This window comes from Isoptericola sp. NPDC060185, assembly GCF_042728595.1.
Lineage (GTDB): Bacteria > Actinomycetota > Actinomycetes > Actinomycetales > Cellulomonadaceae > Isoptericola.
Map to the genome: position 1 here is coordinate 20,400 of NZ_JBHWYY010000032.1, position 25,602 is coordinate 46,001.

The 25,602-nt window shown below is 74.3% G+C and carries 24 protein-coding genes and 1 tRNA gene; 13 read left to right on the forward strand and 12 right to left on the reverse strand.

The window, feature by feature from the left end:
* Positions 1-2: 2 nt before the first annotated feature.
* The 8 genes from ACFWDO_RS12145 to ACFWDO_RS12180 form a co-directional block, all read right to left on the reverse strand.
* On the reverse strand, positions 3-1,550 hold the full coding sequence (locus ACFWDO_RS12145) for a hypothetical protein (protein ID WP_380320277.1): 1,548 nt from the start codon (positions 1,548-1,550) through the stop codon (positions 3-5).
* A complete protein-coding gene (locus tag ACFWDO_RS12150) occupies positions 1,547-2,083 on the reverse strand; it encodes a hypothetical protein (protein WP_380320280.1) in 537 nt (178 codons plus the stop codon). The genes ACFWDO_RS12145 and ACFWDO_RS12150 overlap by 4 nt, the downstream gene beginning before the upstream one ends.
* Positions 2,080-3,033, reverse strand: coding sequence for an NAD-dependent epimerase/dehydratase family protein (locus ACFWDO_RS12155; protein WP_380320283.1), 954 nt, complete (start codon positions 3,031-3,033; stop codon positions 2,080-2,082). The genes ACFWDO_RS12150 and ACFWDO_RS12155 overlap by 4 nt, the downstream gene beginning before the upstream one ends.
* Positions 3,023-4,039, reverse strand: a complete 1,017-nt coding sequence (locus ACFWDO_RS12160) for a glycosyltransferase family 2 protein (protein WP_380320286.1) — start codon at positions 4,037-4,039, stop codon at positions 3,023-3,025. The genes ACFWDO_RS12155 and ACFWDO_RS12160 overlap by 11 nt, the downstream gene beginning before the upstream one ends.
* 101 nt (positions 4,040-4,140) lie before the next feature.
* Positions 4,141-4,214, reverse strand: a tRNA-Gly gene (locus ACFWDO_RS12165).
* A gap of 102 nt (positions 4,215-4,316) precedes the next feature.
* Positions 4,317-4,520, reverse strand: coding sequence for a cold-shock protein (locus ACFWDO_RS12170; RefSeq protein WP_380244697.1), 204 nt, complete (start codon positions 4,518-4,520; stop codon positions 4,317-4,319).
* A gap of 44 nt (positions 4,521-4,564) precedes the next feature.
* Entirely contained in the window at positions 4,565-4,798 is a 234-nt protein-coding gene (locus ACFWDO_RS12175) for a hypothetical protein (RefSeq protein WP_380323149.1), read from the reverse strand.
* A gap of 269 nt (positions 4,799-5,067) precedes the next feature.
* A complete protein-coding gene (locus ACFWDO_RS12180) occupies positions 5,068-5,868 on the reverse strand; it encodes a hypothetical protein (RefSeq protein ID WP_380323146.1) in 801 nt (266 codons plus the stop codon).
* A 52-nt stretch (positions 5,869-5,920) separates the two neighbouring features.
* Between ACFWDO_RS12180 and dcd the strand changes: the two genes are divergently transcribed.
* From dcd to ACFWDO_RS12240, 12 genes are all read left to right on the forward strand, one after another.
* Entirely contained in the window at positions 5,921-6,496 is a 576-nt protein-coding gene (gene dcd, locus ACFWDO_RS12185; RefSeq protein WP_380323143.1) for a dCTP deaminase, read from the forward strand.
* Between the two features lie 158 nt (positions 6,497-6,654).
* Positions 6,655-7,773: a hypothetical protein gene (locus tag ACFWDO_RS12190; RefSeq protein ID WP_380323140.1), complete on the forward strand. Its 1,119-nt coding sequence runs from the start codon at positions 6,655-6,657 to the stop codon at positions 7,771-7,773.
* A 172-nt stretch (positions 7,774-7,945) separates the two neighbouring features.
* Complete coding sequence (locus tag ACFWDO_RS12195; RefSeq protein ID WP_380323137.1) at positions 7,946-8,830, forward strand: ABC transporter permease; 885 nt, start codon at positions 7,946-7,948, stop codon at positions 8,828-8,830.
* Between the two features lie 77 nt (positions 8,831-8,907).
* Positions 8,908-9,960, forward strand: a complete 1,053-nt coding sequence (locus ACFWDO_RS12200; RefSeq protein WP_380323134.1) for an ABC transporter substrate-binding protein — start codon at positions 8,908-8,910, stop codon at positions 9,958-9,960.
* Between the two features lie 11 nt (positions 9,961-9,971).
* A complete protein-coding gene (locus ACFWDO_RS12205; RefSeq protein ID WP_380323131.1) occupies positions 9,972-10,787 on the forward strand; it encodes an ABC transporter ATP-binding protein in 816 nt (271 codons plus the stop codon).
* A gap of 143 nt (positions 10,788-10,930) precedes the next feature.
* Entirely contained in the window at positions 10,931-13,897 is a 2,967-nt protein-coding gene (locus tag ACFWDO_RS12210) for a Na+/H+ antiporter subunit A (protein ID WP_380323128.1), read from the forward strand.
* The gene (locus tag ACFWDO_RS12215) at positions 13,894-14,382 is read left to right on the forward strand and encodes a Na(+)/H(+) antiporter subunit C (protein WP_380323125.1); all 489 of its coding nucleotides are present in this window, start codon (positions 13,894-13,896) and stop codon (positions 14,380-14,382) included. Before ACFWDO_RS12210 ends, ACFWDO_RS12215 begins: the two co-directional genes overlap by 4 nt.
* Positions 14,382-15,974, forward strand: a complete 1,593-nt coding sequence (locus ACFWDO_RS12220; RefSeq protein WP_380323122.1) for a Na+/H+ antiporter subunit D — start codon at positions 14,382-14,384, stop codon at positions 15,972-15,974. The genes ACFWDO_RS12215 and ACFWDO_RS12220 overlap by 1 nt, the downstream gene beginning before the upstream one ends.
* Positions 15,971-16,591, forward strand: coding sequence for a Na+/H+ antiporter subunit E (locus ACFWDO_RS12225; RefSeq protein WP_380323120.1), 621 nt, complete (start codon positions 15,971-15,973; stop codon positions 16,589-16,591). Before ACFWDO_RS12220 ends, ACFWDO_RS12225 begins: the two co-directional genes overlap by 4 nt.
* Positions 16,588-16,995: a monovalent cation/H+ antiporter complex subunit F gene (locus ACFWDO_RS12230; protein ID WP_380323118.1), complete on the forward strand. Its 408-nt coding sequence runs from the start codon at positions 16,588-16,590 to the stop codon at positions 16,993-16,995. Before ACFWDO_RS12225 ends, ACFWDO_RS12230 begins: the two co-directional genes overlap by 4 nt.
* Positions 16,992-17,348 (forward strand): monovalent cation/H(+) antiporter subunit G, encoded by a 357-nt coding sequence (gene mnhG, locus ACFWDO_RS12235; RefSeq protein WP_380323116.1) that lies wholly within the window; start codon positions 16,992-16,994, stop codon positions 17,346-17,348. Before ACFWDO_RS12230 ends, mnhG begins: the two co-directional genes overlap by 4 nt.
* Before the next feature lie 23 nt (positions 17,349-17,371).
* Positions 17,372-18,469, forward strand: a complete 1,098-nt coding sequence (locus tag ACFWDO_RS12240; RefSeq protein WP_380323113.1) for a cation diffusion facilitator family transporter — start codon at positions 17,372-17,374, stop codon at positions 18,467-18,469.
* A 32-nt stretch (positions 18,470-18,501) separates the two neighbouring features.
* Here the strand turns inward: ACFWDO_RS12240 and ACFWDO_RS12245 are convergent, their stop codons facing one another.
* From ACFWDO_RS12245 to ACFWDO_RS12260, 4 genes are all read right to left on the reverse strand, one after another.
* Complete coding sequence (locus ACFWDO_RS12245) at positions 18,502-19,038, reverse strand: methylated-DNA--[protein]-cysteine S-methyltransferase (protein WP_380323110.1); 537 nt, start codon at positions 19,036-19,038, stop codon at positions 18,502-18,504.
* A 73-nt stretch (positions 19,039-19,111) separates the two neighbouring features.
* Complete coding sequence (locus ACFWDO_RS12250) at positions 19,112-20,761, reverse strand: AlkA N-terminal domain-containing protein (RefSeq protein ID WP_380323107.1); 1,650 nt, start codon at positions 20,759-20,761, stop codon at positions 19,112-19,114.
* 33 nt (positions 20,762-20,794) lie between these two features.
* On the reverse strand, positions 20,795-21,682 hold the full coding sequence (locus ACFWDO_RS12255) for an alpha/beta hydrolase (protein WP_380346964.1): 888 nt from the start codon (positions 21,680-21,682) through the stop codon (positions 20,795-20,797).
* Entirely contained in the window at positions 21,675-22,802 is a 1,128-nt protein-coding gene (locus ACFWDO_RS12260; protein ID WP_380326659.1) for an LppM family (lipo)protein, read from the reverse strand. The genes ACFWDO_RS12255 and ACFWDO_RS12260 overlap by 8 nt, the downstream gene beginning before the upstream one ends.
* A gap of 136 nt (positions 22,803-22,938) precedes the next feature.
* Between ACFWDO_RS12260 and clpB the strand changes: the two genes are divergently transcribed.
* A complete protein-coding gene (gene clpB, locus ACFWDO_RS12265) occupies positions 22,939-25,548 on the forward strand; it encodes an ATP-dependent chaperone ClpB (protein WP_380326662.1) in 2,610 nt (869 codons plus the stop codon).
* Positions 25,549-25,602 lie beyond the last annotated feature (54 nt).

A 25,602-nucleotide genomic window follows, 5' to 3' on the forward strand; every position in this document is an offset into this window, starting at 1 on the left:
TGTCAGCCGGCCGCGAAGCCGGCCACGAGGAACAGGGCGCCGACCGCCACGACCCAGCCGACGGCGAGGACGCGCTGGGTGCGGCGGAGCGCGGGGCTCCACGTGGCGGGGTCGGCGGGGGCGAGCAGGCCGGCGATCGCGATCCCGAGCAGCGGGGCGAAGACCGGCCAGTACCTCCCGCTGGAGACGTGGACGAACGGCTGGGACATGAGCAGCGCGAGCATGCCGGAGGCCACGACGACCATGACCTGGGCGTCCGGCCGCACGCGTCTGGCGACCAGGATCGCGACCGCCGCGGCACCGACGGCCGCGTCGTACATCCCGTGCGTCACGGCGATGCTCACGGTGTCGGAGGCCTGCTGGGGCGGCGGTGCGTCGCCGTCCTCCACGGGTGGCCGGAAGACGTGGTCGTAGCTGGCGGGGGAGAAGGCGTAGCGCGAGAAGTCGTCGAGCACGGTGGCGGCGTACCCCGACGGGGTGACGTCCCGCATCGCGTAGGCCCGCATCTGCCGCCGCACCTCCAGCGGGTTCTCGCCGGTCTGCTCGCCCACCGCCCGCGCGTACCGGGCCATGTTCGTCCAGATGTTCCCTTCGACGCAGGGGCCGAAGCAGAGCTCGTCGCGGTCGCCGAACGCGTACGCGAGGGACAGGGACATCGTGGTGGTCGTGGTGACCCGCTCGCCGAAGGTGCGGGTCATGATCGCCGACCACGGCGCCAGCAGCACGACGACAACCGCCGCGGCCGCGGCGCACGCGGCCAGCGAGCGGGCGAGGGCGCGGCCGCGCGTCCGCAGCAGGGTCACGACGACCAGCACCGCGAGGACCGCCACCACCAGCGGGAGCGTGCTGGAGCGCAGGTACAGGGCGACGACCAGGGCGAGCCCGAGCAGGACCGCGTCGCGGACGCGGACCGCGCCGTCCGAGTCGAGGCGGCGCCACATGACGACGAGCAGGGGGACCGTGGCGAGGAGCACGAGGCCGGCCCAGGCGTCGCCCCAGGCGCTGAACCCGAACAGCACCCACATCGGGATGAGCCCCGGCACCACGAGCAGCACGGCCGCCGTCCGGAGCCCGACGGTCCGGGCGACGAGGGCGACCGCGCCGAGGAAGACGACCGTCGACAGGACGCCCAGGTACACGCGGACGGCCTCGTCGCCGGCCGTCGGGTCCGCGAGGAAGAGCGGGGCGATCAGCAGGGACATCCCGGGCATGAACCAGCCGTTGCCGACGAGGTGCGCCTGCAGGTCGGCGGTCGGGACCGCGCCGCCCTCCAGCAGGGCCTGGGCCGCGGCCGCGAGGTCGCGCGCGCCGGTGGTGTAGGCGACCTCGTCGCCCGCGAGGGGCGCGGGCAGCGCCTTGTGTGCGAGGACGAGCCGCAGCACCAGGTTCAGGAGGACCAGGCCGCCGACCACGACCAGCGGCAGGGTGGGCAGGCGCCTGCGCCCCGCGGGCGTCGGCGCGGGGGCGTCCCCGGGGCCGGGCGCGGTGGGCGGTGTGGTCCTCGGTGCGGACGCGGCGACGGGCACCGGGTCGGGTCCGGCGCTCGTCACGAGGAGGTCCCGGTCAGCACCGTGGCGTCCTCGGGCGGCGGGTCGACCATGTCGATCGGCGTGCAGCCCGCCGTCGCGCGAGGGCGGGCGGCGGTCCGCGGGAGGTCCAGCCGGAACGTGCCCTGCACGAGGGTCTCGGGCGTGGCGTCCTCCAGCGGCGTGACGTCGAACGCCACGCCGCCGTACCCGGGCGCCTCGAAGCGGTGCCAGCCGGCCTCGGCGCCCCGCGCGGCGAAGCCGCCGTCGACGAGGCTGGCGCGCAGGCTCGCCGTGAAGTCCTCCGGGCTCAGCCGGTCCCACTGGGCGACCAGCACCCAGCGGTCGGCGACGACGTACTGCCGCATCACCTGGTAGCCGACGTCGAGGGTGACGTCGCGGGGCAGCGGCCAGCACGGGCCGGCGAGCGGGGGGACCAGCGCCGCGGGGCCCTGGTACCCCGCCGACACGTCGGCGCACGCCGCCGTGCCGAGGGTCCCCGCCACGACGGCGGCCACGGCGCACGCGCGGCGCAGGGGGCGCTCGCGCGCCGTCATCGACGGGCTCCCGGGCGGCGCAGGGTCCGGGCGACGTCCGTGAACGTGGCCCCGATGCCGCTGGCCAGGGTGGTCGTCGCGAGCCGGTCGACGTCGGGCCACAGGGTCGACCGGAAGCGGAGGTCGCGCGTCTGGAAGGGGGTGCTCGAGGACGTGCCCAGCACGATGGGCGCCCGCCGCTTGGTGATGCGGGAGAGCTCCCCGACGATCGTCGCGAGGGTCACCGCGCTCTGCGAGGCGAGGATCTTGACGACCGCGGCGCCCGGCCCGGCCCCGGCGAGCCGGTCCATCCCGGCGAGGATCATCCGCGCGGCGTCGCGCACGAAGACGTAGTCCCGGGCGGTGTCGAGCGACACGTAGATCAGCAGCGGGGAGCGCTGGACCTCGGCGCGGCAGAGCTGGGTGATCAGGCCCTGCGGCTTGGCCAGGTTCTGGCCCGGACCGTAGAGGTTGGCGATCCGCCCGACCAGGACGGCGACGCCGGCGTCCGTCAGGCGGCCGACCGCGGCCTCGGAGGCGAGCTTCGCCCTGCCGTACGGCGCCAGCGGCGACGGCGGCGTCGCCTCGGTGAAGGGCGGGTCCGCGGACCCCGCGTAGACGCCGCCCGCCGACGAGGACAGGAAGACGCGGAGCGTGGTCCGGGGGTGGCGGCGGCCCGCGGCGAGCAGCTCGTCGACGAGGGCGTCCAGCACGGTCACCTCGCGGTCGAGGGCGTCCTGGCCGGTCGCGACGACGCCCGCGCCGGCGGCCCACAGGAGGTCGACGTCCCGGAAGCTCCCGAGGAGGTGCTCGGCGTCGCGGGCGAGGGCCGTCACGCTGGCGTCGGGGTCGTGCCACGGCACGGCGCTGACGTGGACGGCCCGGCCGGCCGCCGTCGCGCCGGCCACGAGGTGCCCGCCCAGCAGGCCGCCGCCGCCGACCACCCAGGTCACGCGGCCGTCACGTGCCACGGCCGTCCCTGCCGAGGGGACCCGCGTGCGGGTCGCTCATGATGAGGTACGGCGGCTTGCCCATCGCCATGTTGACCGCGACGCCGATGTACTCGGCGACGATCCCGAGGGCGTACAGGATGATGCCCGAGCACAGCAGGACGATGACGACGGTCGAGGTCCACCCCTCGGGCACGTTGCCGCCCGCGAGCCGCTCGATGGCGAGGACCACGGCGAGGGCGACGCCGAAGGTGGCGAAGGTGGCGCCGATCAGGCTGACGACCCGCAGGCCGCGGGTGCCGCTCGTCATCACCATGCGCCAGAAGTGGGAGATCAGGGTGCGCACGGAGTAGCCGGAGACGCGGTCGCCCTCCGAGCGCATCGACACCGGGCAGGTCGTCACCCGGTCCGCGACCCAGCTCAGCGCCACGTCGAGGTAGACGCCCTGGCCGGCGTAGGCCGCCACGCTGCGCCCGATCTCGCCCAGCATGAGGCGGAAGCTGTGGAACTTCGTCGCGTCGGCGTCGCCGCCCGACAGCATGTTGATGAGCAGCTTGGCGACCCGCGAGGTGGTGTTGCGGAACGCGGTGTGCGGCGCCTCGTTCCTCGGCGACGCGTAGACGAGCGTGGACCGTTCGCGCATCGCGGTGTCGAGGAGGTCGCCGATGTCGGCCGGGTCGTGCTGCCCGTCCTCGTCCATCGTCACGACCCAGTCGCCCGACGAGCTCGCGATCCCGGCGGTGGTCGCGGCGTGCTGCCCGAAGTTGCGGCTGAGCCACACCGGCCGGACCCACGGGAGCGCCGCGGCGAGCTCGCGCAGCACCCGGGCGGAGTCGTCGGGCCCGCAGTCGTTGACGAGGATCACCTCGGTCACGCGGAACGGGTGACCGGCGGGGGAGCGCTGCGGCGCGGTCAGCGGGGCGAGCTCGTCGACGAGCCCGGGCAGGTGCCGCTCACCCCGGTAGACAGGGACGACGACCGAGATCGTGTGCTCCTGGCCGGGGTCCGGACGGGCGGCATCCCCCATGCCTCAGCACTCTAGGACCAGGGGGTCGGGCAGGCGAGGGGTTCCGCCGGGGGAGGGGACTCCCGCGCTGCCCGCCGGGAGGGGCTCGCAGGGACGGTCCGTGGAGCGGGTGACGGGAATCGAACCCGCGCTGTCAGCTTGGGAAGCTGAAGTTCTACCATTGAACTACACCCGCGCAGCAGCACCTGACGGTGTGCGCGCCCCGATCATACCCAACCGGGGACGGTGCTCCGAACCGGTGGCCGGCACGCCGCGGGACGGCGTGCCGGCGACGGCGTCAGAGCGGACGGATGTCCGAGGCCTGCAGGCCCTTGGGGCCCTGGGTGACCTCGAACTCGACCTGCTGGCCCTCGTTGAGGGTGCGGAAGCCGCTGGCCGAGATCGCGCTGTAGTGCGCGAACACGTCGGCGGTGCCGTCGGAGGGGGCGATGAAGCCGAAGCCCTTCTCCTCGTTGAACCACTTCACAGTTCCGGTGGTCATGATGTCTTCTCTCGTTGATGCGACGGACCCGAGAACACAGGTCCTCATCGTCGCGCCCGGGCGGGCGCGGACGTTCGGGTGCGGGCTCGGCGAGCACGCACGACGCCGGGGTGCGAGGGCGCGCGCAGCGCCTTCGCCTCGGCGAGGGTGGGGACGACGGCGACCGGCCGCGACCAGCGGTCGTGGACGTGGAAGCCGTCGGGGAGTCGGGTGATCATGCCGCCGTACTCGCCGTCGACCGTCGCGACCCACAGGTCGTCGTCGGCCCGGCGCCACACGGGCGTCGATCGGGGGGTGGACTCAGCCGTGAGCTCGGACGCGAACGTGGGCGCGGGCCGGTCCAGGGTGGTGATGAAGGAAGAAGTGATGCTCTCTGCTCTCGCTCCGCGCGACGGCCGGTGCGGCTCGACGGGCGGTGTTTCTGTCGGTGGACAGCGGCGCTGTCTCGTGCGCGGGACCATGCTTCGATGCGGTGGACCGAAGGGTGCCGTGGGGTCGATCCCCGGCGTGCGCGCCACCCAGGATACACGGGCGGGCGCCGGACCCGTCAGCCCGCGACGATCCGGTAGCGCTCCAGCCGCCTCCCCGGGGCCCGGCCGCCCGCCTTCACACCGTCGACGGCGAGCGCCTTCACGGGGCTGAACCAGCACTGCGAGCGCTTGTGGAGCGCCCACCCGTCGCCGAGGGTGACGGCCGCGTGCTCGACCTGGCCGCCGGGCGTCCGCCACACGAGGACGACGCCCGCGTCGCCGTCGTGCCGCGGGCCGCGGGGCAGGGGGCGGGCGCGCTCGGCGAGCCACCGCTCGAACGGCGCGCGCTGCATCCACTCGTGCTCCGCGCCGGCGACGCCGGCGGCGCCCATCACCGTGCCGAAGCAATTGGGACCGCTGCGCTCGGGGAACCGTCCGGCGAGCGCCCTCGCACGGGGAAGGCCGGCGGTGGCGGCCCGCTCCCACACCGTGTCGGGCACGTCGTCGTGCCGGCTGGGGCGGCAGCCGTCCTCGACCCAGCGCACGAGCCGGGCCTCGGCGCGCGACCCGGAGCGAGCATCCGTCCCGGCATCCGGCCACCGTGGCCGCTCGGGCTGGCGGGCGGTGAGCTCCGCGCGCAGGGCGGGCGCGAGCGCCTGGTACGCCGCGCGGTCGAGCCGCACGACGGCGTCGTCGGGGGCCAGGCCGTACAGCCCGAGGGCGTCGCGCTCCTCGGCGAGGAGGCCGGCGCGCTCGTCGGGCAGGCCGAGCCGGGCGGCGAGGTCCGCCGGTGCGACCAGGGGGCGCCGGGCGGGGGCGAACCAGCCCGACCAGCGGGCGGCGAGGGCGTCGGGGACGTCGATGTCGAGGGCACGCACGGTCCGTGAGCGTACGTGGGCGCCCGGCGGGGTCGGCGACTACCGTGTCCCCGTGCTGCTCTCCGACCGCGACATCCGGGCCGAGCTCGACGCCGGGCGGGTCGTCCTCGACCCGTACGAGGCGTCCATGCTCCAGCCCTCCAGCATCGACGTCCGCCTCGACCGGTACTTCCGGCTGTTCGACAACCACAAGTACCCGTTCATCGACCCGTCGCAGGAGCAGCCGGAGCTGACGCGGCTCGTGGAGGTGGCGCCGGACGAGCCGTTCGTGCTGCACCCGGGCGAGTTCGTGCTGGGCTCCACGTTCGAGGCCGTGACACTGCCCGACGACGTCGCCGCACGCCTCGAGGGCAAGTCGTCGCTGGGGCGGCTCGGCCTGCTCACGCACAGCACGGCCGGGTTCATCGACCCCGGGTTCTCGGGTCACGTGACGCTGGAGCTGAGCAACGTCGCGACGTTGCCGATCACGCTGTGGCCGGGCATGAAGATCGGCCAGATGTGCTTCTTCCGCCTGTCGTCCCCGGCGGAGCACCCGTACGGGTCCGATGCGTACGGGTCGCGGTACCAGGGGCAGCGCGGGCCGACGGCGAGCCGGTCCTGGCAGTCGTTCCACCGGAGCACGGTCTGACCGGCGCGCGGGGCGGCCGCCCCGGGCTCGGGCCGAGGTCCGTCCCGGGCGCCGGCCCGGGGCCCGATGAGGCGTCCCCCGACGGTGCGCGACGTCGCTACGCTCGGTCCCGTCGCGCCGGGACCGGCGCGCCCCGGTCCCGGAAGGAACGTCGTCGGATGGCTCAGAACCCGCCCGCCCTGCCCCCGCTGCCGGCGGTCTCGGCGCAGGGCCACCAGGCCCGCCACCTGCTCGGGGTGCCGTCGGACGTCGTCGTCGACGAGATCGAGGTGCTGGCGATGTCGCGCTTCGTCGGCACGCGGTGGGACGTCGTCCCGGCGGACCTGCCGGGCGCCGACGTCCCCGTGGGCCGGATGGCTAACCCGGGGGAGCCGGGCGTGCTGCGGCTGTCGCGGCACAGCGCCGTCTCGGGGCCCTACGCGCCCGCCGGCAAGGGCGTGGACGCCGGCCTCCCGCCGGGCACGGAGATGGTCTTCGACGTCGTGTGCCCGCGCGAGCGCTGGGACGACGCCACCCGCTTCGGCGGGGACCGCGACGGCATCGGGCGCGCCTTCCCGGCGGCCCTGCCGAACCGCGAGGAGGAGCGCGTCGTGCAGTGGCTGGTCGAGGCGGCCCGCCGCCTGGGCGGCTCGGTACGGCTCGACGTCGCGGGCACGTGGGACGAGTCCGACGGCGGCCGTCGCGCCGCAGGCCCGGGCGTCGTCCTGACCCCCGACCCGGGCCGCGCCGTGGACCTCACGGTCTACTCCGACATCTGGCTGGACCCGCAGGCCGCGCACCGGGTGCTGCAGGCCGTGCACCCGCGCGTCGTGCTCGCCACCGAGGGCAGGCCCTACCAGGGCCCGCCGCGCGGCCTCGCGGACCGCCCCCTGTACCCGGGCGAGCCGCTGGACGACGAGCTGCGCAAGGCGATCCACGAGCGCGCCGACGACGTCGACATCGACGCCCTGCAGGCGCCGATGGTGCTCGACGGCTACGGGCTGACGAGCGACCTGGGCCTGGACGGGTCGATCACCGTCGAGGTGGTCGGCGACGAGACGCTGCCGCTGCTGGTGCGCGAGCTGCCGTGGGCGGCGGCCGGCGCGATCTGCTACCACGTGCGCTGGGACGCCCCGGACGTGTACGAGGCGAACCAGGAGTTCCCGCAGGCGGCGCACGTCGTCGCGCGCCGCCGCGCGGCCGACCTGGTGGGGAAGATGGCGGTGGCGATCCATGCCGCCGTGGGCGGCGAGATCGCCGACGAGGCGGACTTCCTGCTCGCGCCCGAGGATCTCTGACCGGCGTCGCCCGAGAAGTGCCCCGGGCACCCGTCGACGGTGGTGGACGGCGCCCTCCCGCGCGTCCCGGTGACGCCTGGCCTGCCTGTTTGACACCCCCCGAGGGCGCCGCTTAGCGTTCACCTCGGAAAGCGTATTCCGCGAGGTTCATCACACTGGGGTGAGGAGCAGCATGGTGACGACGACACCGGGGTCGGCGGTCGGGCAGAGCAGCCGGGCGGTCCGTGAGGCCCCTGCCGAGGAACGGCGTCCGCGCGCGCTGCCCGCCCCCGTGCGCTGGGTGCTGGACCAGTGGCGGCCGATCGCGTTCGTGGTGGTGCTGTTCGCGGTGTGGTGGTTCGTCACCGCGCGCGGCCTCGTCGCGCCGTACGTGCTGCCCTCGCCGGCGGACACGTGGGCCGCCGCGACGGAGAACGTCGACTACCTGCTCCACCACACGTACGTGACGACCTACGAGACGGTGGTCGGCTTCGCCATCGCCGTCGTGGTCGGCGAGCTCGTGGCGGTGCTGATGGCGTACTCCCGCGGCACCGAGAAGACGCTCTACCCGATCATCCTCGTGGCGCAGGTCATCCCGAAGATCGCCGTCGCGCCGCTCTTCGTGGTGTGGCTCGGCTTCGGCCTGGCGCCCAAGATCACCGTCGCGGTCCTCATGGCGTTCTTCCCCGTGGTGATCTCCGGCCTCGCCGGCCTGCGCTCGGTGGACCCCGAGATCCTGCAGCTCACGTCGACCATGGGCGCGAGCCGCATCAAGACGTTCGCCAAGGTGATGTTCCCGGCGTCGCTGCCGCAGCTGCTGTCCGGGCTCAAGGTGGCCGCGACGCTCGCCGTCACGGGCGCCGTCGTCGGCGAGTTCGTCGGCGGCAACGACGGCCTCGGCTACGTGATCCTGCAGGCCAACGGCAACATCGACACCGCGATGCTCTTCGCCGCCCTGTTCATCATGTCCGCCCTCGGGATCGTGCTCTTCGCGATCATCCAGATCGCCGAGCGCTTCCTCATCGGCTGGCACGCCTCGCGCCGCATCGACTCCGCCGCGACCACCGTCGCCGCCTGACCGCAGCCCGCACCGCGCCGCCGGCGCAACCCCCTGGACCCCCAGAGCTCGCAGAACCAGTGCAAAGGAGCACCCCGATGTCTCTCCGACCGACCCTCCGATCGAAGGCCCTCGCCGCCGCCGCGGCCGTCTCCGCCGCCGCCCTGACGCTCGCCGCGTGCGCCCCGTCCACCGACGACGGCGGCGCCCAGGCCGAGGCCCCGGCCGGCGCCGACACCACCGACGTCACGCTGATGCTCAACTGGTACCCCTACGGCGAGCACGCCCCGTTCTACTACGGGCTCGAGGAGGGGATCTTCGCCGACCACGGCATCAACCTGAAGATCGAGGCCGGGCAGGGCTCCACCAAGACGGCGCAGGCCGTCGGCGCCGACCAGGTCCAGTTCGGCTGGGCCGACACCCCCGCCGTGCTCGCCAACATCGACAAGGGCGTCAAGATCCGCAGCCTCGGCGTCTTCCTGCAGACGACGCCGTCGTCGGTGCAGGTCTTCTCCGACTCGGGCATCAAGGAGCCGGCCGACCTCAAGGGCAAGACCATCGCCGTCTCGGCGGGCGACGCTCCGACGACGACGTTCCCGCTCTACCTCGAGGCCGCGGGCGTGCCCGAGGACGCGGTGACCCAGCAGAACCTCGACCCGGCCGGCAAGATCTCCGCGATGCTCACCGACAAGGTGGACGGCCTCATCGGGTTCGCGCACGACCAGGGCCCGACGATCGCCTCCAAGAGCGGCCGCGACGTCACCTACCTGCGCTACTCGGACGTCGGCCTGAGCTTCTACAGCAACGGGCTCGTCGCCTCCGAGAACACGATCTCCTCCGACCCCGACCTCGTGAAGGAGATGGTCGCGGCGACGTCCGAGGCGTTCGCCGCCGCCGCCGAGGACCCGGACGCCGCCGTCGCCTCGATGGAGGGCAAGGACCCGCAGATGCCCGCGGCCGACGTGCTCACCGAGCAGTGGAAGCAGACCATCGAGCTGCTGCACACCGACGCGACCGAGGGCAAGGCGCCCGGCGTGAACGACCCGGCCGACTGGGCGAACACCCTGGACGTGCTGTCGAGCTCCGGCCTCATCGCCGAGGGCACGACGGCCGACGACTACTTCGACGACTCGTTCGCCCCGGCGAACTGAACGGGGGCCCCATGACCACCACGACCACGGGCGGGCTCCCCGCGCAGGGCGTCGCCACCGACGCCGTCGTCGACATCGAGGACGTCTCGGTCACGTTCCGCAGCCGCCGCGTGTCCACCCCGGCCCTCGGGTCGGTCGACCTGCAGCTCGCCCGCGGCGAGTTCGTGACGATCGCGGGCCCGTCCGGCTGCGGCAAGTCCACGCTGCTCAAGGTCGTGGCCGGCCTGACGGCCCCGACGACGGGCCAGGTGCGGCTGCGCGGCGAGGTGGTGCGGGGCCCGCGCCAGGACATCGGCTTCGTCTTCCAGCGCGCGGCGCTGCTGGAGTGGCGCGACGTCCGGGCGAACATCCTGCTGCAGGCCGAGATGCGGGGCATGGACGGCGCCACCGCGCGCCGCCGGTGCGACGAGCTCGTCGAGATGACGGGCCTGACGGGCTTCGAGAAGGCGATGCCGCACGAGCTGTCGGGCGGCATGCAGCAGCGCGTCTCGCTCTGCCGGGCGCTGCTGCACCAGCCGGACGTGCTGCTCATGGACGAGCCGTTCGGCGCCCTCGACGCCCTCACCCGCGAGCGGATGAACGTCGAGCTGCACCGCATCTGGCGCGAGACCGGCGTCTCCGTGCTCCTCGTGACGCACTCGGTGGCCGAGGCCGTGTACCTCGCCAACCGGGTGGTCGTCATGGGGCCGCGGCCGGGCACGATCGTCGAGGAGCTCGCGGTGGACCTGCCCGCCGAGCGCGACTACGCCGAGACGGTGCGCGATCCTGAGTTCGGGCGCGTGTCGGGCCGCGTGCGCGAGCTGCTGGGGTCGCCCGGGGGAGACTGATTGGTCGCCTGCCCCGCACGGACCGTGCGGGGCGGGCGAGCGACCCAGGTCACAGGCCCGTGTCACCTCGATCGCCACGGGACCATCGGTCGATGCCGGTAAGGTAAAGCCCGACGCCCCGCCCCTCGACCGGACGGAGTGCTGTGCTCTCAGTGCTGCTCTTCACCTTCCTGCTGGCCCTCGCGGCGCCGGCTCTGGTGGCATGGCTGGGCAGGAGAGCGTTCTGGGTGCTGGCCCTCGGGCCCGCGTCGGCCGCGGTCTACGCGCTGGCCATGACGCCGCGGGTCACGGCGGGAGACTTCCCCACCACCCAGGTCCCGTGGGTCCCCGGCCTGCACCTGTCGATCACCCTGCAGCTCGACACCCTCGCGTGGTTCATGCTGCTCGTGGTGGGCGGCGTCGGGGCGCTCGTGCTCCTGTACTGCTCGGCCTACTTCGCCCGCGACGCCCTCGGCCTCGGCCGGTTCGCGGCCGTCCTCACGGCGTTCGCCGCCGCGATGGTGGGCCTCGTCGTCGCCGACGACCTGCTGCTCCTGTTCGTGTTCTGGGAGCTCACCACCGTCTTCTCCTACCTGCTCATCGGCCACTACGCCGACCGCAAGGCGTCGCGGCGCGCCGCCATGCAGGCGATCGTCATCACGACGGCCGGCGGCCTCGCCATGCTGGTCGGTCTGATCATCCTGGGCGTCGTCGGCGACACCTGGCGGGTCTCGGAGCTGGTGGCGGACCCGCCGTCGGGCACCGTCGTCACCGTCGCGGCCGTCTGCCTGCTCGCCGGCGCCGCCACCAAGTCCGCGCTCATCCCGTTCCACTTCTGGCTCCCCGCGGCCATGGCCGCGCCGACGCCGGTGTCCGCCTACCTGCACGCGGCGGCCATGGTCAAGGCGGGCGTCTATCTGGTGGCCCGCTTCGCCCCGGCGTTCTCCGACCTGCCGGTGTGGCGCTGGCTGGTGCTCGTCCTCGGCGGCGGCACGCTGCTGCTGGGCGGCTACCAGGCGCTGCGCCAGCACGACCTCAAGCTCGTGCTCGCGTTCGGCACCGTCTCCCAGCTCGGCCTGATCGTCCTGCTGCTCGGCCTCGGGTCGAGGTCCCTCGCGCTCGCCGGCCTCGCGATGCTGGGCGCGCACGCCATGTTCAAGGCCGCGCTGTTCCTCGTGGTCGGCGCCGTCGACGTCGCCACCGGCACGCGCGACCTGCGCAAGCTCTCCGGGCTGTGGCGCACGATGCCGTTCACCACCGTGGCGGGCGTGCTCGCCACCGCGTCGATGATCGGCTTCCCGCCGTTCGCCGGCTACGTCGCCAAGGAGGCCGCGCTCGAGGGGCTGTGGCACGACGTCACCCACGGCGCCGGGGCGATCGAGACGATCGCGCTCGTCGCGCTGGTCGTCGGCTCGGCCCTCACCGTGGCCTACGGCCTGCGGTTCGCGTGGGGCGCGTTCGGCACCAAGCGGCGCCCGGGCGCGGCGGGGGCGGGGGCGGCGACCGCCTCGACGCACGACGCCGCCGCGCAGCCCGCGCCCGCGACGCCCGTGCGGCGCCAGCCGTGGCTGCTCGTCACGCCGCCGCTGGTCCTCGCCGTCCTCGGTCTCGCCGTCGCGCTCGTGCCGGCCACGGGGGAGCGGCTGCTCGCCCCGTACGCCGACCTCTACCCGACGGGGCAGCCCGGCCACCTGGTGCTGTGGAGCGGGTTCACGCCCGTCCTCGCGCTGACCGTGCTCGTGCTCGTGGCCGGGTTCGTGCTCTTCTGGCAGCGCGCCCGGGTGGAGCGCGCCCAGGACTTCTTCTGGTCGCCGCGCAGCGCCGAGGTCGTCTACCGGCGCACCATGCGGCGCCTCGACGACGTGGCGGCCGACGTCACCGCCGCCACCCAGCGCGGCTCCCTGCCGGTCTACCTCGGCATGATCCTCGTGGTGCTCGCCGTGGCCCCCGGCGCCGTGATCGCGGCAGGCCTGGTGCGCGGCACGCCGCAGGTGCAGCTCGTGCTCTGGGACCGCCCGGGGGACGCCGCCGTCGTCGCGATCATCGTCATCGCCTGCGTGCTCGCGGCTCGCGCCCGCCGACGGCTCAAGGCCGTGGTGCTCGTGGGCGTCGCCGGGTACGCCAACGCGACGCTGTTCATGCTCCACGGGGCCCCCGACCTCGCGCTCACCCAGGTGCTCACCGAGACGATCACCCTGGTCGTCATGATGCTGGTGCTGCGGCGCCTGCCCCCGTACTTCACCGACCGGCCGCTCGCCGCCAGCCGCTGGGTGCGCCTGGTGCTGGGCGTCGTGACCGGCCTCGTGATGATGGCGCTGACCGTCGCGGCCCCGCTGGTGCGGGTGGCCGAGCCGATCAGCACCCACTTCCCCGACGAGGCGTACACCTGGGGCGGCGGCAAGAACATCGTCAACGTGACCCTGGTCGACATCCGCGCCTGGGACACCGTGGGCGAGATCTCCGTGCTGCTCGTCGCAGCCACCGGCGTCGCGTCGCTCATCTTCCTGCGCCAGCGCAGCGGGGAGGTGCTGCGCCTGTCCCGCGTGGACGAGGTCAGTCAGTCCGACCCGCACACGCGCCGCGTGTGGCTCGCCGCCGGCTCCACGCTGGAGCCCGAGCGCCGGTCCGTGATGTTCGAGGTCATCACCCGCGTCATCTTCCACGCCATGATCGTGTTCGCCCTGTTCCTGCTGTTCAGCGGGCACAACGCACCGGGCGGCGGCTTCGCCGCGGGGCTCGTCGTGGGCATCGCGTTCGCGGTGCGCTACCTCGCGGGCGGCCGGTACGAGCTCGGCGAGGCCGCGCCCGTGAACCCCGGCGTGCTGCTGGGCACCGGCCTGTTCCTGTCCGCCGGCGTGGGCCTCGCGACGCTCGTCGGAGGCCAGGAGGTGCTGCAGAGCACGATCGTCAACATGCATTTCCCGGTGCTCGGGGACGTGCACCTCGTGACCTCGCTGTTCTTCGACATCGGCGTGATGCTCGTGGTCGTCGGGCTGGTCCTCGACCTGCTGCGCACGCTCGGGGCCGAGATCGACCGGCAGGACCCGCGGCCCGCGCGCACGGTGGTCGTCGGCGAGGTCGAGGCGCCGCCCGCGAACGGCGACGCCCCGCACGAGGAGGCCGCCCGATGATCGTCCTCGAGAACACCCCGCCGGCCATCCTGGTGCTGGCCATCGGCGTCCTCTTCGCCACCGGCGTCTACCTGCTGCTGGAGCGCCCCCTGACGCGCGTGCTGCTCGGCTTCGTGCTCATCGGCAACGGCGTGAACCTCATGCTGCTGGTCATGGGCGGGCGCTCCGGGGCGTCGCCGATCATCGGCAACGCCCCGGACGGCGTGCGCATGAGCGACCCGCTCGCGCAGGCCATGGTGCTCACCTCGATCGTCATCACGCTGGCCCTCACCGCGTTCGTGCTGGCCATGGCCTACCGGTCGTGGCAGCTGCACGGCCACGACGAGGTCGCGGACGACGTCGAGGACCGCCGCGTCGCCCGGCACGCCGCGCTCAACGCCCCCGCGTTCGAGGACGCCGACGACACCGAGCCCGACCAGACCCTCGACGAGGAAGCGGCGGACGTGCACGACGACGTCGACGACAAGGACGAGGAGCGCCCGTGATGCCCTGGTCCGTCGAGACGCTCGTCCCGCTGCCCGTCATGCTGCCGCTCTTCGCGGCGGGGCTGACGCTCGCCCTGCACCGGTACGCCCGCGTGCAGCGCATCATCAGCGTCACGGCCCTGTCCGCCGCGCTCGCCGCGTCCCTCGGGCTGCTGTTCGCGGCCGACTCCGGCCCCATCGTCGTCGAGGTCGGCAACTGGGCGGTGCCCGTCGGGATCGACCTGGTGGCCGACCGCATCTCGGCCGTGATGCTCACGGTCTCGTTCGTGATGCTGCTGTGCGTGCTCCTGTACTCCCTGGGGCAGGGCGTGCCCGAGGGGGAGGACGACCCGGGCACCACGCGCGGCGACCGGATCCCCGTCGCGATCTTCCACCCGACGTTCCTCATCCTGGCGGCGGGCGTCGCGAACGCGTTCCTCACGGGCGACCTGTTCAACCTGTACGTCGGCTTCGAGATCCTGCTCGCGTCGTCGGCGGTGCTGCTCACCCTCGGTGGCACGGCCGAGCGCATCCGCGCGGGGTCGGTCTACATGATCGTGACGCTGGTGTCCTCCACGCTGTTCCTCACCGCCATCGCGCTGATCTACGGCGCTACCGGCACGGTGAACATGGCGCAGCTCGCCGAGCGGCTGCCGGAGATCGACCCGACCGTGCGCACCGCTCTGCAGCTCCTGCTGCTGCTCGCCTTCGGGATCAAGGCCGCGATCTTCCCGCTGTCCGCATGGCTGCCGGACTCCTACCCGACGGCGCCCGCGCCCGTCACCGCCGTGTTCGCGGGGCTGCTCACCAAGGTGGGCGTGTACTCCATCCTGCGCACGCAGACGCTGCTGTTCCCGGACAACCCCACCGTGGACCAGGTGCTCATGGTGCTGGCGCTGCTCACGATGGTCATCGGCATCCTGGGCGCCGTGGCGCAGAACGACGTCAAACGCCTGCTGTCGTTCACCCTGGTCAGCCACATCGGCTACATGATCTTCGGCATCGCGCTCGCCACCGAGGCGGGCACGGCCGCGGCCATCTACTACGTGGTGCACCACATCTCCGTCCAGACGGCGCTGTTCCTCGTCGTGGGCCTCGTGGAGTGGCGGGGTGGCTCGACGTCGCTCGACCGGCTCGGCGGCCTCGCCAAGCTCGCGCCCGGGCTGGCCGTGCTGTTCTTCGTGCCCGCGCTCAACCTGGCCGGCATCCCGCCGCTGTCCGGGTTCCTCGGCAAGGTCGGGCTGCTCACCGAGGGCGCGCGCGTCGACACCGGCCTGGCGTGGGTGCTGGTCGTGGGGTCCGTCGTGACGTCGCTGCTCACGCTCTACGCCGTCGTCAAGGCGTGGAACAAGGCGTTCTGGCAGGCCCCGTCGGAGGAGATCGAGTCCGACGTGCCGCTGCCGCGCGGGATGGTGCTGCCCACGGGCGCGCTCGTCGCGTTCGGGCTGCTGCTCACCGTCGCGGCGGGCCCGCTGTACGGGTACGCGGAGCGCGCCGCGACGGCGTCGATGGACGGCCACACGTACGTCGACGCCGTCTTCCCCGGCGGCGCCGACCGCGGCCAGGGCGAGTCGGTCGCCGGGAACGGCGGCCGCGAGGGAGGCGGCAGATGAGCCCCCGGCCGCGCCGGCCCGGGCTGCTGCGCCGGCTGGGCTCGCAGTGGCACGCCCTCGCGCTCCTCACCCTCATCTGGGTGCTGCTGTGGGGCGACCTGTCCTGGGCCAACGTCATCGCCGGCGCCCTGATCGCGGCCGTCGTGGTCACGCTGTTCCCGCTGCCGAACATCTCCATGCAGGGCACCGTGCGGCCGTGGCCCACCGCCGTCCTCGTGGGGCGGTTCGTGGCCGACCTGTTCCTCGCGTCCTTCGAGGTCGCGTGGACGGCGATCAAGCCCGGCCCGACGCCGCACGGAGCCATCGTCGCCGTCCGGCTGCGCAACCCCGAGGACGCGTACCTCACGATCACTGCCGTGATGTCGTCGCTGGTGCCGGGGTCGCTCGTCGTCGAGGCGCGGCGCAGCACGGGCGTCGTCTACCTGCACGTGCTCGACATCGACGGGGCCGGCGGGCCCGAGACGGTGCGTCGTGACACGCTCGCGCTGGAGGAGCGCGTGCTGCGCGCCTTCGCCAGCCGCACCGTCCTGACCCGGTGCGGGCTGGGTTCCGATGCCGACGCCCCGACCCCGGCCGCGGGGGCCGGCGATCCCGGACGAGGGGAGGGGGACGCATGATCCTCGCAGCCGTGATCGCGGCGGCCGTGCTCGTGGCCGTCGCCGCGCTGCTCGCGCTGGTCCGCGTGGAGCGCGGGCCCTCGATGCTCGACCGTGCCGTCGCGCTGGACGCCCTCACCATCACGCTCGTCGGCGCCATCGCCATCGAGGCGTTCTGGTCGCGCCGCACGGAGACCATCCCCATCCTCGTCGCGCTGTCCATGGTCGGCTTCGTCGGCTCGGTGACGATGGCGCGGTTCGCCGCGAAAGAGCCGGAGGGCGAGGGCCGCGTGCGCTCGCGGGAGGAGGTCGCCGCCCAGGCGCGCGACGTCGACGTGCCCCGTGGTGAGCGCCGCGGCGAGCAGCGGGGCGGCGCGCGCGACGTCGACCCGGACGCCGAGGACGAGGGAGGTGGCGCGCGATGACCCAGGTCGAGCCCGGGCTGTGGACGACGATCGCCGACTCCCTCGCGGTCGTGTGCCTGCTCGCGGGGGCGTTCCTCACCCTCGCCGCGGGCGTGGGCCTGACCCGCTTCCCGTCCCTGCTGGCGCGCATGCACACCGTGACCAAGCCGCAGGTGCTGGGGCTGATGCTCATGCTCACGGCGCTCGCGCTGCGGGTGCGCAGCTGGTCGGCCGTCGCGATGCTCGTGCTGGTCGTGGCGTTCCAGGTCATCACGTCGCCCGTCGCGGCACACATGGTGGGCCGGGCCGGCTTCCGCACCGGCAAGGTCGACCCGGAGGACCTGCGGCCCAACGAGTTCGGCGAGCCCGACTGACGCTCGGCTGGTAGACCGGGCGCATGGCACCCGCCGAGTCCGACACCCCGCCCGAGCCGGACCCCTCCGCCGCACCCGACGCGCTCACGCACCCCGGCGCATCCGACCCGTTCGACGCGCTCTCGCACCCGGCCGACCCGGAGCCGGACGCCGCGCCGCCGCACCCGGGCGTCAGCCCGCGCGTCGTGCAGGACGCCCACGGCGGCGAGAGCACGCTCACGGTGGTCATCGCGTTCTTCGCGAACGCCGTCGTCGCCGCGGCGAAGACCGCCGCCGCCGTGATCACCGGGTCCGCGTCGATGCTGGCAGAGGCCGTGCACTCCTGGGCCGACACCGGCAACGAGATCTTCCTGCTCGTGGCCGACCGGCGGTCCCGCCGGCCCGCCGACCCCCTCCACCCGCTGGGGTTCGGCCGGGAGGCGTACGTCTGGTCGATGTTCGCCGCGATCGGCCTGTTCGCCGTCGGCGCCGGCGTGTCCATCACGCACGGCATCCAGGAGCTGGTGCACCCGGAGCCCGCGAGCGACTTCGGCGTCGCCTACGTCGTCCTCGCCGTCGCGTTCGTGCTCGAGGGCGTGTCGTTCCTGCAGGCCAGCCGGCAGGCGCGCGCCGAGGCGAAGAAGGCGGAGCACGACGTGCTGCACCACGTGCTGGTCACGTCCGACCCGACCCTGCGCGCCGTCTTCGCCGAGGACGCCGCCGCGCTGATCGGCCTGGTCGTCGCGTTCGCGGGGGTGCTCGCGCACCAGCTCACCGGGTCGCCCGTGCCGGACGCCGTCGGGTCGATCGTCGTCGGCGTCGTCCTCGCCGTCGTGTCCCTCGTGCTCGTGGACCGCAACCGCCGGTTCCTCGTCGGCGAGGCCGCGCGGCCCGAGACCCGCTCCGCCGTGCTGGCGCACCTCGTCACCCTGCCGCAGGTGGAGCGCGTGACGTACCTGCGGATGGAGTACGTGGGGCCGCGGTCGCTGTACCTCGTGGCCAGCGTGGACCTGGCCGGCAACGAGCCCGAGTCGACCGTCGCGCGGCGGCTCGACGACCTCGAGCGCGCCGCGACGCAGGTGCCCGTCATCGCCGGGGCCGTGTTCACCGTGTCGACGCCGGAGGAACCGTCGCTGGCGTGACGGCTCCTCCGGCGCGGGCCCGGGCTGCGGGCTCAGCCCGCGTGCCGGGCCTCGTGGGCCAGCAGGCTCCGCTTGACGTCGAGGCCGTAGCGGAAGCCGCCGAGGGTGCCGTCCGTGCGCAGCACGCGGTGGCACGGCACGAACAGGGCGGCCGCGTTCATCGCGCACGCGCCGGCGGCGGCGCGCACGGCGGCGGGCCGGCCGGAGAGCTCCGCGTAGCGGGTGTACGTGACCGGGTCGCCGGCGTCGACCGTGCGCAGCACGTCCCACGCGTGGGCGCGGTAGGGCCCGGAAACCTGGCGCACGGCGACGTCGTCGATCGCGTGCACGTCGCCCGCGTAGTACGCGCGCACCGCCGCGACGGCGGGCGCGACGGCCGCGTCGTCCTCGGCCACGGGGACCGTCTCGGAAGGGCGGACGTCGGGGTGGGTGAGGCCGATCAGCGCGTCGGCGTCGGTGGTCCAGCCGGACGCCAGCACCGTGCCGTCCGGCTCGACGACGACGGTGAACGGCCCGTCGGGGGTGGTCAGCGTGGTGGTGCGGGCGGACGTGGTGGTGCTCGTAGACATGGTTCCTCCGTGAGGTCGTGCCGAACAGGCAGCTGATGTCGGAAAGGGGCCGGAGAGCGGCCGAATACGGTGCCTACTGCCTGGTCGGCGGGAGGGCGGCGCGCCACAGGTGCATGGCGGCGTACGACCGCCAGGGCGCCCACCGCTCCGCGCGGACGGCGAGGGCGCGCGACCGGGCGGCGCGCGGGGCGTCGTCACCCGCGCCGGGCAGGACGATCCCGGCGGCGGCCGCGCCCGCGAGGAGGGCGACATCGCCGTCGAGCCAGGCGTCCGGGTCGCGCAGCACGCGCATCGCGACGTACGCCGCGGTCCAGGGGCCGATGCCGCGGCGGGCGACGAGCGCGGCGCGCAGGCTGTCGCCGTCGTCGCCCACACCCACGGCCAGGGAGCCGTCGTCGAGCGCGCGGGCCGAGTCCGTCACGGTGGCCAGCGACCGGGCGGGCAGCCGCAGGTGGTCGGCCGCCGACGCCGCGACCTGCGCGGGCGTGGGGAACAGGCGGGTGAGGCCGGGCACGGCCGAGTCGTACGTCGTGCCGGCGCCCGCGGCCAGCCGGCTCAGGTGCGTGCGCGCGGCGGCGACGCTGATCTGCTGCCCGACGATGGCGCGCACCACGATCTCGTGCGGGTCCACCGTGCCCGGCACGCGCAGCCCGGGGGTGCGCGCGACGAGGGGCGCGAGGGCCGCGTCGTCGGCGAGCGTGGCGTCGACGGCGGCCGGGTCCGAGTCGAGGTCGAGCAGGCGGCGCAGGCGCGTCACCGCCACGGAGACGTCCGCGGCCGACGAGAGCTCCAGCCGCACCGCGACCCGCCCCGGCCCGACGCCCGGCCCCGCGACGACCTCCGCCGCGCCCGGCCCGTGGGGCAGGGCGAGGGTGCGGGCGTAGCGCACGTCGTCGCCGGACAGGTCGGCGACCTCCACGCCGTCGACGGCACGGGCGGCGAGGAACGCCACGACTCCGCGGCCGTCGAACGGCTCGCGGACGGGCAGCTCGAGGTCGAGGCGAACCCGCGCGACGTCGCAGCCGCGCTCACCTTCCAGCAAGCGATCTGTCGCGGCATCGGGCCCCGTGGCGCGGGAGATCGCTTGGTGGAAGGCAGGGTCGGGACGTGCGCGACGGCGGGCGCGGGCGCGCAGGTCGCTCGGCGTCGTGTCGAAGACCTCCGCCACGGTGTCGTTGAACTGCCGGATCGAGCCGAAGCCGGCGGCGAACGCGACGTCCGCGAGCGGCAGGTCCGTCCCGACCACCAGGCTGCGCGCGGTCTGCGCCCGCTGCGCACGGGCGAGGGCGAGCGGCCCGGCGCCGAGCTCGGCGGACAGCATCCGGTGCACGTGCCGCGCGCTGTACCCCAGCCGGGCGGCGAGCCCGTCCGTGCCCTCACGGTCGACGACGCCGTCGGCGATGAGCCGCATCGCGCGCCCCGCGAGGTCGTGCCGCAGGTCCCATGCCGGCGTGCCGGGCGCCGCCTCGGGCAGGCACCGCTTGCAGGCGCGGTACCCGGCCTCGTGCGCCGCCGCCGACGTCAGGTAGAACGTGACGTTCTCCGGCTTCGGCGTGCGGGCGGGGCACGACGGCCGGCAGTAGATCCCGGTGGTCCGCACGGCCGTGAAGAACTGGCCGTCGAACCGGGTGTCGCGGGCCGCGATCGCCCGGTACCGCTCCGCGAAGTCCTGCGCGGTGGGGGCCGCCGGCGTCGGGGTCTCGGGCCGGGCTGTCGTCGTCATGCCCCCATCCTCACGCGCGCCCCCGACGTCCGGCTAGCGGGAATCGGACACGGCGGCGCGCTCGCGGATGTGCACGACGTCGAGCACGGAGTCCGTGGTCACCAGCTCGTCGTGCCACGACCGCGCCGGGCCGGACCGGTCGGACGCCAGCACGAGCACCGGGATCGTGAGGTCCAGCCCGCGGGCCACCCGGTGGTGCGCGCGACGCACGGAGCGCAGCCAGCCGGCGCGGACGGGGAAGCCGGCGTGCGGCTTCCAGGCCAGGTCGTAGTCCCACTCGCCGCCGGTCTCGCGGTGCAGCGCCGCGCCGTAGTGCTCGCCGAGGGAGCCCACCGGCAGCCGCGGCGCGAACCGTCCGACGACGTCGATCGCCCAGGTCGCCGGCCCACGCATCAGCCAGGTCTCGTTGAGCTCGAGCCACGGGCTGTTGAGCACCAGCGCGTCCGCCCGGCCGGGGCGGGCGTTCGCCCACAGCGGCGCGACCAGGCCCCCCGTCGAGTGCCCGAGCACCACCAGCCGCTCGTGGCCCGCGGCGCGCACGGCGGCGGCCGCGGCGTCGAGATCCTGGGCGTACAGGGCGAGGTCGTCCACGAGGTTCGGGTCGCGCCCGGCGGCGACGTGCGCGGCGAGCGCCCGCCCGTGGCCGCGCAGGTCGACGGCGTAGAACGCGTGCCCCCGCGCGGCGACGGCGCGCGCGACGTGCGGGTGGAAGAAGTAGTCGACGAAGCCGTGCACGTACAGCACCGCGGTGCGGGCCGGCGGAGCCCCGGGCGTGGCCGGGTCGGGCGTGGACGGGACGTGGCGGACCAGGACCGCCTCCGCACCGCCGGGCAGCGCGAGGGTGCGCTCCTGGAACTCCGGGCCGAGGACGTCCTCGCGCCACGCCCCCGCGGGGCCCGGCGCGGACGGTGCGTCAGGCACCCGGCGTCGGGTCGGTCGGGCGCGCCGGCCCCGGAGTCGTGCCGGGGTCGTCGGTGCCGGGGTCGTCACTGCCGGGCTCGTCGGTCTCGGGCTCGTCGGGCCGGGGCTCGCCGGACGACGGCGCGGTGCCGCGCTCGGCGGCGCCGTGCTCCCGGCGGTAGGCGTCCTCCTCGCCGGGGCGGCCGGGCTCCAGCGGCTCGGCGACGGGTCCGGTCGACGGGCCGGCCGGGGGAGCGGGCTCGGGGGCCGCCTCCGGCTCCAGCGGCTCGGCGACGGGTCCGGTCGTGGGTCCGGTCGGGGGCTCGGTCGGGGGCTCGGTGGTCGCGCCGCCGAAGACCTGCTCCTCCGGCGTGGGGCCGGCCGCGGGGACGGCGCCGGGCGTCGTCTCCGCGGCGAACGCGGCGTCTCCGGTCGCGGTCCCGGTGACCGGGGCGGGCCGGCGGTTGTTCCGCACGACGAACCACACGACGAGCCCGATGACGACCAGCCCGACGACCAGCCCGACGATCCACCACGGGAACCCGTTGTCGGCCTCGGCCGAGCCGACGGCGTGGATCTCGGTCTTCTCGCCGACCTGTGGCGTCCAGGTGACGGTGGTGCCGTCGATGGCGCCGGTGGCGTCGCTGACCGCCCCGGGGAAGGTGATCGCGAGGCGTACGTCGAAGGCGTCCTGCACCTTCTGCGGCAGCGACTTGAGCTGGTCGGCGCCCTGGGCGAGGTCCAGGGTGCCGTCGACCACGTAGTCGTCGCCGTCGCGCGTGATGCTCAGGTCCTCGCCGCCCTCGCCGGAGATCTGGTCGATCGGCGCGTCCGTGAAGGTGTACTTGGTGCCGGTGTAGTCGTCGTCGGACCACGGCTCCTGGGACGCGCCCTCGGGCAGGTTCTGCGACAGCTCCCCGCCGGCCTGCTTCCACAGCTCGCCGGGCTCCATCCCCATCGTCTCGGCGAGGCTGTTGGAGACGGCCATGATCATGGTGCCGGAGACGGTGTCGTCCTCCGAGAGCGTCATGTCCATGTCGACCTTCATGCAGCCGGCGAGGGCGAGGAGGCCGACGGCGGCGAGCAGGGCCGCGATCGCTGTGCGGAGGCGGCGCACGGGGCCGCGGGCTGGAGTGGTCACCGGCCCAGCATCCCGCAGCACCGGGGTGTGAGCCACCGGGCATGCCGAGCGGCTTGCGAGCAAAGTTGAGCGGAATAGACTCAACTTTGGCGACGTTCCCCAGAAAGACGTTTTCCCTCGTCATCCCGGAGGTCCCATGGACATCAAGCTCACGACCATGTCGCAGCAGGCGCTCGGCGACGCCGTCCAGTCGGCGTCGGCCGCGGGCAACCCCCAGCTCGAGCCGGTGCACCTGCTGCAGGCGCTGCTCCAGCAGTCGGGCGGTGTCGCCGTCGGCCTGCTCGACGCCGTCGGCGCAGGCGCGCAGCAGATCGGGCAGCGCGCCCGTGCCGCCCTGGTGGCCCTGCCGCAGGTGAGCGGCAGCGCCGTCGCCCAGCCCTCGCCGTCGCGCGCCATGAGCGCCGTGCTCGAGAACGCGGGCAAGGAGGCCGAGGCGCTCGGCGACGAGTACGTCTCGACCGAGCACCTGCTCATCGCTCTCGCCGCCGGTCAGTCCGCCGCGGCCCAGGCGCTCACCGAGGCGGGCGCCACCGCCGACGCGCTGCGCGCCGCCCTGCCCGCCGTCCGCGGCTCGTCCCGCGTGACCAGCCCCAACCCCGAGGGCACCTACAAGGCGCTGGAGCAGTACGGCAGCGACCTCACGCAGCGCGCCCGCGACGGCAAGCTCGACCCGGTCATCGGTCGGGACTCGGAGATCCGCCGCGTCGTGCAGGTGCTGAGCCGCCGCACCAAGAACAACCCCGTGCTCATCGGCGAGCCCGGCGTCGGGAAGACCGCCGTCGTCGAGGGCCTGGCCCAGCGCATCGTCGCGGGCGACGTCCCCACGTCGCTGCAGGGCAAGCGCCTCGTCGCGCTCGACCTGGCCGGCATGGTCGCGGGCGCTAAGTACCGCGGCGAGTTCGAGGAGCGGCTCAAGGCCGTCCTCGAGGAGATCACCGCGTCGGACGGCGAGGTCGTCACCTTCATCGACGAGCTGCACACCGTCGTCGGCGCGGGCGCCGGCGGCGAGGGCGCCATGGACGCGGGCAACATGCTCAAGCCCATGCTCGCCCGCGGCGAGCTGCGCCTGGTCGGCGCCACGACCCTCGACGAGTACCGCGAGCACATCGAGAAGGACCCGGCCCTCGAGCGGCGCTTCCAGCAGGTGTTCGTCGGCGAGCCGTCCGTGGAGGACACGGTCGCGATCCTGCGCGGGCTCAAGGAGCGGTACGAGGCGCACCACAAGGTGACGATCGCGGACTCTGCGCTCGTCGCCGCCGCCGCGCTGTCCGACCGGTACATCACCGGCCGCCAGCTGCCCGACAAGGCGATCGACCTCGTCGACGAGGCGGCGTCGCGCCTGCGCATGGAGATGGACTCCTCGCCCGTCGAGATCGACGAGCTGCAGCGCGCCGTCACGCGCCTCGAGATGGAGGAGGTCGTGCTCAAGGAGTCCGACGACGCGGCGTCGACGGAGCGCCTGGAGCGGCTGCGCGCCGACCTCGCGGACACGCGCGAGCGGCTCGCCGCGCTCACCGCGCGGTGGGAGTCGGAGAAGGCCGGCCACAACCGCGTCGGCGACCTGCGCGCCCGCATCGACGAGCTGCGCACCGAGTCCGACCGGCTGCAGCGCGAGGGCGACCTCGAGTCCGCCGCGCGGCTGCTGTACGGGGAGATCCCGCAGGTCGAGCGCGAGCTCGCCGACGCGGAGCGGGCGGAGGCGTCGCAGGAGGCCGACGAGGCCGCCGCGCACGAGGCGCCGATGATCGCCGACAAGGTGGGCTCCGACGAGATCGCCGAGGTCGTCGCCGCGTGGACGGGCATCCCCGCCGGGCGCCTGCTGCAGGGTGAGTCCGAGAAGCTCCTGCACATGGAGGACGTCATCGGCGAGCGGCTCATCGGCCAGACCGCCGCGGTACGCGCCGTGTCCGACGCGGTGCGGCGCTCGCGGGCGGGCGTGGCCGACCCCGACCGGCCGACCGGGTCGTTCCTGTTCCTCGGCCCGACCGGCGTCGGCAAGACGGAGCTGGCCAAGTCGCTCGCGGACTTCCTCTTCGACGACGAGCGCGCCATGGTGCGCATCGACATGTCCGAGTACTCCGAGAAGCACTCGGTGTCGCGGCTGGTCGGCGCCCCTCCCGGCTACGTCGGCTACGAGGAGGGCGGGCAGCTCACCGAGGCCGTGCGGCGGCGCCCGTACTCCGTCGTCCTGCTGGACGAGGTGGAGAAGGCGCACCCCGAGGTCTTCGACATCCTGCTCCAGGTGCTCGACGACGGACGGCTCACCGACGGCCAGGGCCGCACGGTGGACTTCCGCAACGTCATCCTGGTGCTGACGTCGAACCTGGGGTCGCAGTTCCTCGTGGACCCGGCCCTCGACGACGCCGCCCGGCGCGAGGCCGTGATGGCGGCCGTGCGTGCGTCGTTCAAGCCGGAGTTCCTCAACCGGCTCGACGACGTGGTGGTCTTCGACGCGCTGACCGTCGAGGAGCTCGGCGAGATCGTCGACCTGCAGGTCGCGGCGTTCGCGAAGCGGCTCGCCGACCGGCGCATCACCGTGGACGTCACGCCCGCCGCGCGCGAGTGGCTGGCGCTCGAGGGCTTCGATCCGGCGTACGGCGCCCGCCCGCTGCGCCGCCTCGTGCAGCGCGAGATCGGCGACCGGCTCGCCAAGGAGCTGCTCTCCGGCGCGGTGTCCGACGGCAGCAGCGTCGTCGTCGACCGTGCCGAGGACGCCGCCGGGCTGGTCGTGACGCCGCAGGGGTGACGCCGAGGTAGTTCGAGGATCGCCGAGAGAGTTCGAGGGGCGGACCGCACGTGG